Raw genomic sequence first — 14,242 nt, forward strand, 5'->3', positions numbered from 1 at the left:
TGCGATCGAAATTATTCATCACGGGCCGGGGCCTCCGCAGTGATAGGGCTGGCGTACTCGGCTTTCAGGTGGCCGTCCTGGTCGAGCAACCAGGCGTCCATGACCTGGCGCACCACTGGCGCGGCAACGCCGGAACCGGACTCACCGTTCTCGACCATCACCGACACGACGATTTTCGGATCATCGGCCGGGGCGAAGCCGACGAACAGGGCGTGGTCGCGGTGGCGTTCCTGGACCTTGGAGCGGTCGTATTTCTCGCCCTGCTTGATCGCCACCACCTGCGCGGTACCGGACTTGCCGGCGATGCGGTATTGCGCGCCGATCGCCGCTTTGCGCGCGGTGCCACGGGCACCGTGCATCACCTGCTGCATGCCGTGGTTGACCTTGTTCCAGTCGGACGGGTCGCGCAGGACGATGTTTGGCATCGGGTTTTCATCCACTGGTTTCACCCCGTCGAGGGACTTGGCCAGGTGCGGACGATTCCAGATGCCCTTGTTGGCCACCAGCGCCGTGGCCTGGGCCAGTTGCAGCGGCGTCGACTGCATGTAGCCCTGGCCGATCCCGAGAATCAGGGTTTCGCCGGGGAACCATGCCTGTTTGCGCGTCGCGCGTTTCCATTCGCGCGACGGCATCAGGCCCGGGGATTCTTCGAACATGTCCAGCGAGACCTTCTGGCCGATGCCGAACTTGTTCATATAGGTCGACAGCCGATCGATGCCGAGCTTGTGCGCCAGGTCATAGAAGTAGGTGTCGTTGGACCGCATGATCGCCGTGTCGAGGTCGACGAAGCCGTCACCGGTGCGGTTCCAGTTGCGGTACTTGTGGTCGTAGTTGGGCAGCATGTAATAGCCCGGGTCGAACACCCGGCTCGAAGCCGTGACCACGCCGGCGTCGAGACCGGCAATCGCCACCGCCGGTTTGATCGTCGAGCCCGGCGGGTACAGACCGCGCAGCACGCGATTGAACAGCGGCCGGTCGATCGAATCACGCAACTCGGCGTAGGCCTTGAAGCTGATGCCGGTGACGAACAGGTTCGGGTCGAAACTCGGCTGACTGACCATCGCCAGCACTTCGCCGGTTTTCGGATCGAGCGCCACCACCGCGCCACGTCGCCCGCCCAGCGCGGCCTCGGCGGCTTCCTGCAACTTGATGTCGAGGCTCAGGACGATGTCCTTGCCGGGAATCGGATCGGTGCGCTTGAGCACGCGCAATACGCGGCCACGGGCGTTGGTCTCGACTTCCTCGTAACCGACCTGACCGTGCAATTCCGGCTCGTAGAAACGCTCGATGCCGGTCTTGCCGATGTGGTGGGTGCCGCTGTAGTTCACCGGATCCAGCGACTTCAGCTCTTTCTCGTTGATCCGCCCCATGTAGCCCACCGAGTGCGCAAAGTGCGCGCCCTGCGGGTAATGCCGGACCAGCTGCGCGACCACTTCCACCCCGGGCAGGCGGAACTGGTTCACCGCGATGCGGGCGATCTGCTCTTCGGTCAGCTCGAACAGTATTGGCACCGGCTCGAACGGCCGGCGCCCCTGACGCATGCGTTTCTCGAAGATCACCCGGTCCTCGGGCGTCAGTTCCAGCACCTCGACGATGACGTCGAGCACCTGCTGCCAGTCGCCGGAGCGCTCGCGGGTCATGCTCAGGCTGAAGCTCGGCCGGTTGTCGGCCACGACCACGCCGTTGCGGTCGAAAATCAGCCCGCGCGTCGGCGGAATCGGCTGCACATGGACGCGGTTGTTTTCCGAGAGGGTCGAGTGGTACTCGTACTGGATCACCTGCAGGTAATACAGACGCGCGATCAGCACACAGATCAGCGCCACGATCACGATCGCACCGAACACGACACGGCTGCGCACCAGACGGGCGTCCTTTTCGTGGTCCTTGATGCGGATCGGCTGAGACATGAGGGCAGGCTTACTTGTGGTAAGGGTGGCCGGACAACACGGTCCAGGCACGGTACAACTGTTCGCCGATCAGGATCCGCACCAGCGGGTGCGGCAAGGTCAGCGGCGACAACGACCAGCGCTGGTCAGCGCGGGCACAGACTTCCGGTGCCAGCCCTTCCGGGCCGCCGACCATGAAGTTGACCGTGCGCGAATCCAGGCGCCAGCGATCGAGTTCGACCGCCAGTTGCTCGGTGCTCCATGGCTTGCCGTGAACCTCCAGCGTGACGATCCGCTCGTTGTGCCCGACCTTGGCCAGCATGGCTTCGCCTTCCTGGCGGATGAAACGGGCCACGTCGGCATTCTTGCCACGGGTATTGAGCGGAATTTCCACCAGTTCCAGCGCCAGCTCGGACGGAAGACGCTTGGCATATTCATGCCAGCCTTCTTCCACCCATTTGGGCATGCGTGAACCGACGGCGATCAGGCGCAGTCGCACAGCAATCCCTTAGAACTGGTCTTTGTTGAGCTTGGTGAAATGCTCGTGGGTGTTTTCCGGGCTGTGGTGCTTGGCATCGGCCGCACGGCTTTGCTCGGCACCGGCCCACAGGCGCTCCAGGTCGTAGAACTGACGCGCCGAGGCGGTCATCATGTGCACGATCACCAGATCGAGGTCGAGCAGAACCCAGTCGCTGTCGCCCTTGCCTTCTTCGCCCAGCGGCTTGGCGCCCTGCTTTTTCACTTCCTCACGGACCTTGTCCAGCATCGCGTTGATCTGGCGATTGGAGGTACCGGTGGCGATGATCATGTAGTCAGTGATGCTCTGCTTGTCGCGCACATCGATGATCTGGATGTCCTGGGCCTTCACGTCTTCCAGCGCAGCGACGGCAATCTTGACCAGTTCGTCGCCCTTGAGCGGCTCGTTGGTGTTGACGGCTTCCGGCAGTGGCGCGCTCTTGAACGTGCCTTTGCGCTTTACTTTCGGTAGATCTTTATCAGTCATATGTAACTCGTTTTGCTCATGTATTCGGCGGCTTGGGGATACGGTGATCCGTATCGGTGAAGCGCGCCTTGTTCAGTTCGACGCACGGTACAGACCGTGCGCATCGATGTAGGCCAGGACCGCGTCGGGCACCAGGAAACGTACCGACTTACCGCTGGCCAGCAGTTGACGGATCTGGGTGGCGGAAACCGCGAGCGGTGTCTGCCAGACGAATGCAATCTGTCCGCTCGGCCCTTTCAGGGCCAGCGGGTCGCTCACCGAACGCGCTGCCAGCAGGTTGCGCAAGGCATCCGGCGGTTCGCTGTCGGCGTCCGGGCGCTGTAGCACCAGGATGTGGCAATGCTGGAGCAACTCTTCCCAGCGGTGCCAAGTGGGCAGGCCGCAAAATGCGTCCCAGCCCAAAAGCAGAAAAACCTGGGTCTCGGCGGGCATCTCTGCGCGCAGCGACTCCAGGGTATCGATGGTCCAGGACGGTTTGTCCCGCTGCAATTCGCGGGCGTCCACCACCAGCGGCGGCAATCCGGCCACCGCGCACTCGACCATCGCCAGCCGCTCCTGCGCCGACACCTGCGGCGTCCCGCGATGTGGCGGGCGCGCGTTCGGCATCAGGCGCAACTCGTCCAGCGCCAGCGCTTCGACAACTTCCAGCGCGCCACGCAAATGGCCGATGTGCACCGGGTCGAACGTACCGCCCAGCACTCCAATGCGTTGCGGGCGCGACTCGCTGCCGGTGTGCGGCGCTGTCAGGTCGAGGTCGGTCAAGTCAGACCGTCGCCTGGCCGCGCAACTGGCCATCGCCGACCACGATGTACTTCTCGCAGGTCAGCCCCTCGAGCCCGACCGGGCCGCGGGCGTGCAGCTTATCAGTAGAAATGCCGATCTCGGCACCCAATCCGTATTCAAATCCATCGGCAAAGCAGGTCGGCGTGTTGATCATCACCGAGGCCGAGTCGACTTCCGCCACGAACCGCCGGGTGTCGGCGAGGTTTTCGCTGACGATCGAGTCGGTGTGATGGGAGCCGTAATGGTTGATGTGTTCAATCGCCTGCTCCAGACCGTCGACCACGCGGATCGACAGAATCGGCGCCAGGTACTCGGTGTGCCAGTCGTCTTCGCTGGCCGCGACCGCTTCGATGATCGCCCGGGTGCGCTCGCAACCACGCAGTTCGACGCCTTTGTCGCGGAACTGCGCGGCCATCGAAGGCAGGAAATCCTTGGCAACAGCCTGATCGACCAGCAGGGTTTCCATCGCGCCGCAGATACCATAACGGTAAGTCTTGGCGTTGAAAGCGATGCGCTGCGCTTTGGCCAGATCGGCGTGTTCGCTGACGTAAACGTGGCAGATGCCGTCCAGGTGCTTGATCACCGGCACGCGGGCATCGCGGCTGATGCGTTCGATCAGGCCACGGCCACCACGGGGCACGATGACGTCGACGTATTCAGGCATGCTGATCAGCGCGCCTACGGCGGCACGGTCAGTGGTTTCGACCACTTGCACCACGGCGGCGGGCAGTTCGGCTTCGGCCAGACCGCGCTGGATGCACGCGGCAATCGCCCGATTGGAATGAATCGCCTCGGAGCCGCCGCGCAGGATGGTCGCGTTGCCGGACTTCAGGCACAGGCTGGCGGCATCGATGGTCACGTTCGGACGGGATTCGTAGATGATCCCGATCACGCCCAGCGGTACACGCATCTTGCCGACCTGAATGCCCGACGGACGGAAGCTCATGTCGCGGATCGCGCCGACCGGATCCGCCAGTGCAGCGACCTGACGCAAACCGACGATCATGCCGTCGATGCGTGCAGGGGTCAGTTCCAGACGCTCCAGCAGCGCCGGCTCCAGACCGCTGGCGCGACCGGCAGCCAGATCCAGCTCATTGGCTGCGGCCAGCTCGGCGCGTGCAGCATCCAGAGCGTTGGCGGCAGCCTGCAAGGCGCGGTTTTTCTGCGCGGTGCTGGCGCGACCGATGACCTTGGAGGCAGCGCGGGCGGCGCGACCCAATCGGGTCATGTAGTCAAGAACGGACTCAGTCATGGTCTGCTGGGGTCTTGGCAAAGAGGAAAGCGCCAGATTATAGCTGTCGCGTCCCGGGACTAACAGCGGTGACGGGCGGATGGTCGAAATGAGCTGCGTTTGCCCGTCGTTCAGACGTAATTAAGCTCAGCGTTGTTATCATCACGACCTCTTGAGCCTGGATAAACCTTGCCCATCATGACCAACGTGCCCCTTTGCCCCGAGTCCCCGCGCCTGCCCGTGGGCCTGCCGGACAGTTTTTTCGACCGCGACGCCCAGGTTCTGGCGCAGGCGCTGCTCGGCAAAGTCATCCGCCATCGCGTCGGGGCCCTGTGGCTGAGTGCGCGAATCATCGAGACTGAAGCCTATTACTTCGCGGAAAAAGGCAGTCATGCCTCGCTCGGTTACACAGAAAAGCGTAAGGCTTTGTTTCTGGATGGCGGCCACATCTATATGTACTACGCCCGCGGCGGTGATTCGCTGAACTTCAGTGCGCAAGGTCCGGGCAACGCGGTGCTGATCAAATCCGCCTATCCGTGGGTCGACGAAGTCAGCGGCCCGGCGAGTCTGGCGCAGATGCTGCTGAACAATCCCGATGCCCAGGGCCGACCGCGTCCGATGCAGAAGCTGTGCGCCGGGCAGACCCTGCTGTGCAAAGCGCTGGGTTTGAAAGTGCCGATGTGGGACGCCAAGCGTTTCGACCATGAATTGTTGCTGGTCGAAGACACCGGGCCGCCGCCCTCGCAGATCATTCAAACCACCCGGCTGGGAATTCCGCTGGGCCGTGACGAACACCTGATGTATCGCTTCGTTGACGCTGCGTATGCGCAATGGTGCACGCGGAACCCGCTGCGACGGGGTCAGGTCGAAGGCCGGGATTATATTTTGCTTCCCGTAACCGACGCCGAATCCGTCAATGAATGATGTCCCCCCGTGTGGGAGCGAGCCTGCTCGCGAAGGGGTCGTGCCAGCCAACGTTTCTATCGTCTGACACAGCGTATTCGCGAGCAGGCTCGCTCCCACGGGCCAGCAGTGAAACGCGTAACAATTACTTAAAGAATGAATGGAGTTTTTCTGTATGGGCCCATGGCTCGATAGCATCACCGGATGGCTCGGCGCCAATCCGCAGTGGCTGGCCGCAGCGGTGTTCATCGTGGCGTGCGTGGAATGTCTGGCGATCGCCGGGCTGATCGTGCCGGGCACGGTGTTGCTGTTTGCCGTGGCGGTGCTGGCCGGCAGCGGCGCGCTGTCATTGAGCGAAACGCTGCTGCTGGGCTTTCTTGGCGGCATTCTTGGCGACCTGATTTCCTACTTCCTTGGGCGCCATTTCCACCAGAACATCCGTCGCCTCCCCGGGCTGCGCCACCACCCGGAATGGATGGCCGGCGCCGAGTCGTACTTCCAGCGCTATGGCATCGCCAGCCTGCTGGTCGGGCGTTTCATCGGCCCGCTGCGGCCGATGCTGCCGATGGTCGCCGGGATGTGCGACATGCCCTTCCCGCGTTTCTTCGCCGTCAGCCTGCTGGCCGCTGCCGGCTGGAGCCTGGCTTATCTGTTGCCGGGCTGGGCCACGGGCGCGGCGTTCCGCCTGCCCTTGCCTGAAGGTTTCTGGCTGCAAGCCGGGATTGTCGCCGCGAGCATTGCGGTGATGGTCGGCCTGAGCGTTAACAGCAGCGTACGTCGCCATCGGCGTGCGACGATCTGGATCGGCAGCATGAGCCTGTTGATTCTGATCGGCCTGTTCATCGGCTATCCGTACCTGACCGCGCTCGACAACGGTGTGATGACTCTGGTGCAGGAACATCGCCAGCCAGCGCTGGATGAAATCGCCGTGACGCTGACCCTGATCGGCGAATTCCGCAACATGCTGCTGTTCAGCGCCCTGCTCGTCATATTGCTGTTGCTGTGCAAGCAGTGGCGCCAGGCAGTGTTCGCTGGCGCCACCATGCTGATCACCGCCATGGCCAACACCGGCACCAAGTATTTTTTCGCCCGAGTACGCCCGGAAGTGCTCAGCGATCCATTGACCACCTACAGCATGCCCAGCGGTCACGCCTCGGGCGCATTCGCCCTGTTCCTGACGCTGGGTGTACTGGCCGGTCGCGGTCAGCCGCCACGCATGCGTCTGACCTGGCTGCTGATCGCGTGCATTCCGGCACTGGCAATCGCTCTGTCGCGGGTCTATCTGGGCGCGCACTGGCCGACTGACATCCTCGCCGGTGCCATGCTCGCCAGTTGCGTCTGTGCCGCCATGCTGTGGCTGAGCCAGCGGCAGACGTCGCTCAATCCGATGCCGTTCAAGATCTGGTGGCTGATCCTGCCGTCCATGATTGCCCTGTTCGGCTTCTTCGTGCTGCGCCACTTGCCCCATACGCTATTGCGTTACGCCTACTGAAAAAGGTAACTTTCAAGCCCTGTTTATCCCCCGCCGCTCTTTAGGAAGTTTCCGACAAGAGCGGCGTTATTTACCTACACCTAATTACTCCCGCCCGGTTAACTTTCTCAGTTAAAACCAGACAAATCTCTGCCCGAAACAAATACAAAACTGACGTTACATAATCCCCTCCGTTTTTGCTCAGACGGACTTTCCTATTAATGAAAAGCAGTTAGATTGGCCAACCGCAGCTATAACGAGATTGGCACTTTCATAAATCCAAACAACGAAACATTGAAACTTCCAGTCACTGCTTTTTTACATAATCAAGTTCCGAGTAATTCATGAGCCCCAAACTACCTCGCAAGCCGCCAACAACCACTTCACATCAGCCTGATTCAGCCATTGTTCGCACGGATCGATCCGACACGCCGTTCGATCTGGGCATTCCCCACGTTTTTCGCACACCCGGTCTGGATGATCTGGCAGCGATGAACGCTATCGACCTCCACCTCGCCGGTCAGCAATCACGCACACCTGCCGTAGCAACCTTCCAGATGTCGACACAAGGGGCCGATGCCGCCCGGCCTCACAGTTCAGTGCCTGAATACTGGTTGTCCGATGCATTTGTGCGCGGCATGCATCCAGCGGACGCTGACGGCCTTCGCTGGATCGTCGGCAGAAGGTTTGTCGATGTCGAGTATGAAGGCGCGGTGAAAACCACTCACGTCGCGCTGGATCAGTCCGGTGTCTGGCGCTGCAAATTGTTGACCGAGCGAGTGCCCTCCGGCCCGCGGCTGTATAAAAATGCCGATAGCTCGACCTGGCGTCTCACCGAACAGCCCGCCGCCAAGCGCCCGCGCACATCGCCGGTGGCGACGCCCATCGATCAAAGCCGCTACCGCCAGTCCTGGCGTTCGCCGGACACTCAGGGCTATTACGAAATGCAGCCGCTTCTGGCGTCGAACGAGGCCGACACGCAATTTGCCTTCAGAGACGCGTACGGCAATCTGCTGCGGGTCGATCCTCCGGCAGGTGGTTTCGACGCACAACCCGCTCATCTCAAGCAGTGGACCGACCATGAAATCTGGCAGCTGTACGGCTTGCAGGGACAGGACATTGCACGTTTTCGCGGCGAAGCCGAAACCAGCGGCAAAGCACCGCGATGGGCCGAACCCGCGAGTACGGATAACCCGCTCACGGACTTGCTCCGTGATTCCCTGCGCTGGCTGCGTCCGGCCATGACTTTGAGAGAACGTGAGACGTTTCTGCAATCCTACAACCTGCTGCCCGATCAACTGAGGCGCCTGCAGCAGGACATGAAAAACCAGCTGGCAATACCGGCATGGGCGCAAGCACACAAGCGCCTGCTCGCCGACGTCGCCAACCCGCAACGCCTTGAGCAGTTCGCCAGGGATGCGCTCGAACAGCTCAATCTCAAGCGCAATGCCCGCCACGACTGGTATCACGCCGAAAACAGTCTGACCCCCGAGGTACGTGAAGCCTTGTTGAAGAAGCTCGGTTACTTGCGCAACAAGAACAACTGCCTGTACCGCACCGACGTCCCTGCGCTGTTTCGCGGTGACGAGCGCACCCCGTTCGAACTGGCAAACGACGGCACCATGCTGCCGCGCTACCACCATGAACGCGGCGCCACCACGCACAAACCGATCAGCGCAACGTTCAGCCTCAAGGAAGGCCAGATGTATGCCCGCGAGCCCGATCCCGAATACCTGCGCTTCAATAGCCAGACGCATAAATATCCGGGGCGTGATGCCGCTGACAGTGACTCTGAAAGTGTTGCCAGCGACGCCAGCGATTCGCCGAGCAGTTCGTCTTCCGACTGGTCTGACCCGGCCAGCCCCGTGGCGTGGGATCACGAGCGCGGTTACCGGTCCAGGCGCACCCGGCAGACGGAAATGTTCGTCTACGCCCTCGACACTCGGAACCTCGAAGTCGTCCCCCACGAAGAAAACATGATGTTCAACGCCAGCGCCCGTGACACGCCGCCGACGTGGTTCCCCTCCGATGATTTCGAGGGGCTGATTTCAGTCACTCGCAGCGGGCTGAGTGCCGAGCGCATCTGGCTGTTGAATAGCGACCAGACCAAAGGCGCGAGGGTGGCAGACATCAACGACATGGCGGGAGGCAACGCTGAACGCATCGAAGCGGCAACCCATGCCGGGCACTCCAACCATTTCGAATATGACCGACTGATCGACCGGGTCGAGGCAGCGGCCCTGCCCATCGTCAGGCTTTCGGGCAACAAGAGCGAATTCGGCCACGACATCGTCTGGCCCTGACACATAGAGCTGAAAGCCCACCGGTAAGGAAACCGGCTCTTCATACACACCATTAAAGGACTAAGACGTGTCGAAACTCATCGTACCTTCCGCGCATATTTCCAATGTGCGCCTGCTCCAGGTCACGCTCATTGATGCCTCGGCCAATGCCCACGCACCCGCAACGGGCAATCTCGCCGATCTGCCTTCTCCTGCAGTCGGGAAACCTGCTGACACCTCGCAACAGCAGACATTGAAATCTCTCGACAAATACTACGGTCCGTTGCGCATCGGCGAGTATGTGGCCAGTCGAGTCGAACTGCAGGCACTGGGCGCATCGATCAACGGTCAACCGATCGGCCCGGCGAATACCGACATGAAAGTCCCGGATCAGGATTTTCTCGACGGACTCACATTTGAATCGGCGAAAGTCCAATCGCGTTTGCAGTCCGCCGACGTCCCGGACAGCGGCGTGGCGGCGATGCTGTTCTATGAGATCGCCTGCAAACGCTCCATCGGTGCCGGGCCGATGTTCGTCAGCGACACGCCGATTGATGCCGGCAGTAGCACCGATCGCCTCAATCAACTGGGCAAGGCTGCGCAGAAGCTCCATATCCATCGCGTCGATGCCTTCGAAAATTCGCCAGGCTGGGTCAACAAGAACAAGAGTTACTTGCTCAGTGGCGCCGGCGTGGGTCTGCAGGCCTTCGGTATTTACAGCGGTTACATGGCCATGACCGACGCAATCAAGAAGGGCGACAAGCTAGAGGCGATTTTCCAGGGCAGCTCGATTGCCGCCGAACTCGGCTCACTGGTTATCGAGCAAGGACTGACCAAGACAGGTCAGGCGATGCTCACCCACGGCGGCACAGTCTTCAAATATTTCCCGCTGACGTCGGTGGGCAAATACATGAGCCGCGGTGCGGGGATGTTCGCCAGCGCAATTACCTTGCCGTTCGACATTGCCGATGCCGTGAAATCGTTCAACGCTGCCGCCGCCACCTCAGGCAAAGAGGCTCAGGATCATTACGTCAGTGGCGGCTTGAGTGTCGCCGGTGCGACCATCAGCCTGGTGCTGGGCGTCGCCGCACTGGCCGGTTTCGGCAGTGTCGCCGGCCCCGTCGGTCTCGCCGCAGCAGCGTTGCTGATCGCCGGCTCGATGATTTATCAGGCCGCGCGAGTCGTTGACGATATTGATGATTACATCGAGCTGACCGCGCTCGAACGCCTGCGCTCCGGCTGGTTCGCCTTCACCGGCAAGGAGCTGGACACGGAGGTCATGGATCGCTTCAAGCTTTCCAAAGGCTATCGCGATCACGAAAAACAGCTCGAGCTGTCGGCGAAAGACATGCTCGAAGGCGCCTACAAAAACTCCATCGAACACGTGGTCAACGGTGCCTTCCGCACCGAATTGCAGCCCGTCAAACTTTGGCGTTATGTGTGGGACGAAAGCACCGGGCAGAAACCCTTCAAAATGGACAGCCAGGCAGTAATCGTCGGCGCAGACGATCTGATCGATGCGGCTCATGGCTTGCCCGCCGATCTCAAAGGCAAGGTCAGCGGCAGCGCGGGTGAAGGCAAAGGTGTTTTCTGGCAGCTTGGCGATGGCAATGATCGCGTCACGGGTGTCAAGGCGCAGCCCAATCTGTTCACCTATCGCGACGACCATAAAGCGCTGACCGGCGGCGACCACAACGACGCCTTCTATCACCAAGTCACCAATCAGGAATTGGATCGTTCGGACAAACCGGCCCATATCAACGTGCTGGATGGCGGAGCCGGCGCCGACCTCGTGACCTTCGAAGGCCAACGGCCAACGACCGACACACGGCACATCGGCCATGACATCAACCTGCAGACCGGCAAAGTCACCCTGCGTGGTCTGGACCCGACGGCCGAAGGCATCGAAGTTGCGCACCTCACTTCATTCGAGAACGTCTCGACCCTGCGCAAAGGCAGCAGCCATGTCACCGGCACCGCCGGCGCCAATCAGATTTCCGCCAACGGATACGACCGCATAAGCGCTGGCGACGGCAACGACACCATTGCCATTTTCGGCACTCAGTGTCAGGTGGAGGGCGGCAGTGGCGAGGATCGCTATTACATCGCCAACACCAACGCGCGCGCGACGATCATCGAGGACGGCGAACACTCGAGCGTGATCGAGTTCGGCTGGCCAAGGGCGGTCATCCAGCGCTGGCAGATCATTGGTACGTCGCTGGTGGTCAGCTCGTTGCGTGGCAAGGATGGCACCGAGCCCGAGCATGTGCTGACGCTGGCGGACGTCTACGAAGAAGTGGACGGCCAGCGCCAACTGAAAAACGCCCGCTGGCTGTTCCGCACCCAGGATGAATATGAATTGCTGGCGCTGTTACCTGCTCAGCCAGGCGAAGCTATAAGTCAGGACATCGAAGTCGCCGTCACCATCAATGGTCGGCCGGCACCCGCCCCGGCCATCGTCAACGACGGCACGGTGAAGATTGACAGTCAGGGGCTGGGGCGATATTTCGTGGCACGCACTGATCGCCGGGTCGAATTCGTTGCCGCATCCAATGCCGCTGCGACGAACAGCACCATTTATCTGGATTTCAAGAACAGCGAAATCGTCGACGCGGTGCTCAGCTATGACGTCGAAATGCGCACAGGCGTTTGGGGCAATACCCACCTGATCTACACCAATATATGCCTGTCGATTCTGCTGCCCTCCAAAGTCGTCGCCTTCAAGGGAGTGATACAGACCATCGCGGCGGCCACGGGTTACAGCGGCCGCAACAGTCTGAAAGTCACCACGCCATTACTGGCGCAAGACATCGTGGTGGTCATGCAGGATGAAGTCTCGTACCGCCTGCAACTGCCGAGTCTGGACTACGAAGAGGATGCGAAAAATCCCGGTACGCGGCTGGTCAGCACGCGCAGCTGGTTGAAAAGGCGCAACGGCAACTACCTGTTCACCCGGCCATTGGTCAGTGAGAAACCGGCACTGACTGCACGGGCGAGCAAAGTGGTGATCGAGCCGCGCACGCATACCGGCATCTATCTGCTTGAGGGCCAAAGCGCGACCTACGATGTCTATCTGGCCAGCAACTGCATCGTGCGCCTGGGCACTCCGGGCGCTGCAGCGAAAAAATCCAATGCGTCAACGTGGAATCTGTTCACCCGCAGACTGAGCGAAACCGTCACCCGCGACCATATCCAGCTCGACGGCAATCGCCTGCGCATTGCCAGCGTCACCATTGAACTGCCGGATATCGACGATGACACGCCTGTGGAATCCGTCAGCGTGGTGACGTCCGCGGGCAATATTTACGAAGTCTCGCTGCTGTTTGAGGTGTTGCAGCTGTACGTTATCGATGCGCGTGGCTACGCCAGCATCGATGCGTTGCTGGCGGACATTGAGCAGCACAAACAACGCAACGAACTGGCTGCTCGGGTTTACGTGACCCACATCGGTTACAAGCCCGGCACACTGGGCACGCTGGTTTACAACTCGGTACGCAACTACTGGAATTTGGGGGCTGATCCGCAGACGCGCTTGAGCCGCGAAAGTTTGTTCATCGCCAGCCAGGAAATCTGACCAAGCGCTGCGCGGTACAACAACGTGCCAGTGTGGATCTGCCTTCCCACTGGCACCTGATTTGTTCCAATGATGTGACTTGGCCTGTGGCCGAACACTACCGCCCATGAAAAAAGGCGCCAATCATTGAAAATGAATGGCGCCTTTTTATGAATCTGCCGCTCTACGTTATTTGACGACTTTGATCACGAATCGTGCAGGTTTGCTGTTAAAGGCATTATGCCCTGTAACATTGGGGTCTGTGTCCAGAAACGAACTCATGCCATCGCTCGACTGCCGATACAGCGGCTTGTCCTTCGGCTCGCTGTTCAACTCGATAAGTGCCGGACCGGAAGCGATATCGTTGAGGGAAGCCTTCGGCGCACCGTAGGTACTGACCGAAAAGTACTGCACCGGAGCACTGGTGCTTGCCAAGAGGTTATGGGTCTTGTCCTCAATGAACATTCGCGCACCGTCAAACGCGCCCGGATGCATCAGGTGGACTGCGTAATAGTCACCCTGAGGAACAAATTTCAATACCAGCGGATCATCTTCTTCATGGTCAGCCAGCGTGATGAAGCTGGATGCCCGCAGGCTCGCCAGCCCTACTTCGGCCTCCAGTTTTTCGCCCAGGGTTATCCGCTTGTCTTGCAACACCCGTTGCAGACGTTGTTGATTGAGGACTATCGGGCGGCCATCCAGATAAAGATTCGCCGTGAAAGCTTTATTATTTATTTTCGCTAGAGACATACAGTTACCCACTGATAAACGCCCTGCCGTGACTCAGTTGCAACGGCAGATAAATACTGAAAAAGAAAATAATCAAACAATGGTTGCGTCCGCGACGATTGTGGCTGTTGCCGACATCCGCGAAACTTCGCCGTCAGGAACCTTTTCAGATTTCCGTTTACGCCGGGCTATTATCATACGATCGGCATAATTTGCTGCCGCCTCGATAACGAGGCCGGCGTTATGATCAGTACCGGCATTTTTCAAAATATACTTGCCAGCAATATCGTCCCAGAACTCCCATTCATCTTCATATACAGTCATGCTTTCATCCTTATTCTTGCTCAAATCGCCCGCCTCCTGCGGACAACCTGAAACTAAGATAAAGACCAAAGCAAAAC

General features: G+C 60.2%; 11 protein-coding genes. 4 read left to right on the top strand and 7 right to left on the bottom strand.

Annotated elements, in window-relative coordinates; translation table 11 throughout:
- Positions 1-11: 11 nt before the first annotated feature.
- The 5 genes from mrdA to HU724_RS24800 all read right to left on the bottom strand — a co-directional run bounded on the left by mrdA (position 12) and on the right by HU724_RS24800 (position 4,924).
- Positions 12-1,907 (bottom strand): penicillin-binding protein 2, encoded by a 1,896-nt coding sequence (gene mrdA, locus HU724_RS24780; protein ID WP_071173699.1) that lies wholly within the window; start codon positions 1,905-1,907, stop codon positions 12-14.
- 10 nt (positions 1,908-1,917) lie between these two features.
- A complete protein-coding gene (gene rlmH, locus HU724_RS24785; protein WP_011063671.1) occupies positions 1,918-2,385 on the bottom strand; it encodes a 23S rRNA (pseudouridine(1915)-N(3))-methyltransferase RlmH in 468 nt (155 codons plus the stop codon).
- Positions 2,386-2,394: 9 nt separating this feature from the next.
- A complete protein-coding gene (gene rsfS, locus HU724_RS24790) occupies positions 2,395-2,889 on the bottom strand; it encodes a ribosome silencing factor (protein WP_016773024.1) in 495 nt (164 codons plus the stop codon).
- A gap of 72 nt (positions 2,890-2,961) precedes the next feature.
- The gene (gene nadD, locus HU724_RS24795; protein ID WP_122506627.1) at positions 2,962-3,684 is read right to left on the bottom strand and encodes a nicotinate-nucleotide adenylyltransferase; all 723 of its coding nucleotides are present in this window, start codon (positions 3,682-3,684) and stop codon (positions 2,962-2,964) included.
- Positions 3,653-4,924: a glutamate-5-semialdehyde dehydrogenase gene (locus HU724_RS24800; RefSeq protein WP_186568845.1), complete on the bottom strand. Its 1,272-nt coding sequence runs from the start codon at positions 4,922-4,924 to the stop codon at positions 3,653-3,655. The genes nadD and HU724_RS24800 overlap by 32 nt, the downstream gene beginning before the upstream one ends.
- Positions 4,925-5,101: 177 nt before the next feature.
- Between HU724_RS24800 and HU724_RS24805 the strand changes: the two genes are divergently transcribed.
- From HU724_RS24805 to HU724_RS24820, 4 genes are all read left to right on the top strand, one after another.
- Complete coding sequence (locus HU724_RS24805; RefSeq protein ID WP_186568844.1) at positions 5,102-5,827, top strand: DNA-3-methyladenine glycosylase; 726 nt, start codon at positions 5,102-5,104, stop codon at positions 5,825-5,827.
- 154 nt (positions 5,828-5,981) lie between these two features.
- Entirely contained in the window at positions 5,982-7,298 is a 1,317-nt protein-coding gene (locus HU724_RS24810; protein ID WP_186568843.1) for a bifunctional DedA family/phosphatase PAP2 family protein, read from the top strand.
- Positions 7,299-7,621: 323 nt separating this feature from the next.
- The gene (locus tag HU724_RS24815) at positions 7,622-9,580 is read left to right on the top strand and encodes a hypothetical protein (protein WP_186568842.1); all 1,959 of its coding nucleotides are present in this window, start codon (positions 7,622-7,624) and stop codon (positions 9,578-9,580) included.
- Positions 9,581-9,647: 67 nt separating this feature from the next.
- Positions 9,648-13,133, top strand: a complete 3,486-nt coding sequence (locus tag HU724_RS24820; RefSeq protein WP_186568841.1) for a calcium-binding protein — start codon at positions 9,648-9,650, stop codon at positions 13,131-13,133.
- 168 nt (positions 13,134-13,301) lie between these two features.
- Here HU724_RS24820 and HU724_RS24825 read toward each other — a convergent pair whose 3' ends face one another.
- A complete protein-coding gene (locus HU724_RS24825) occupies positions 13,302-13,862 on the bottom strand; it encodes a hypothetical protein (RefSeq protein ID WP_186568840.1) in 561 nt (186 codons plus the stop codon).
- A gap of 72 nt (positions 13,863-13,934) precedes the next feature.
- Complete coding sequence (locus HU724_RS24830) at positions 13,935-14,165, bottom strand: hypothetical protein (RefSeq protein ID WP_186568875.1); 231 nt, start codon at positions 14,163-14,165, stop codon at positions 13,935-13,937.
- Between the last annotated feature and the right edge of the window lie 77 nt (positions 14,166-14,242).

Origin of the sequence: Pseudomonas iranensis, from assembly GCF_014268585.2 — a bacterium.
Lineage (GTDB): Bacteria > Pseudomonadota > Gammaproteobacteria > Pseudomonadales > Pseudomonadaceae > Aquipseudomonas > Aquipseudomonas iranensis.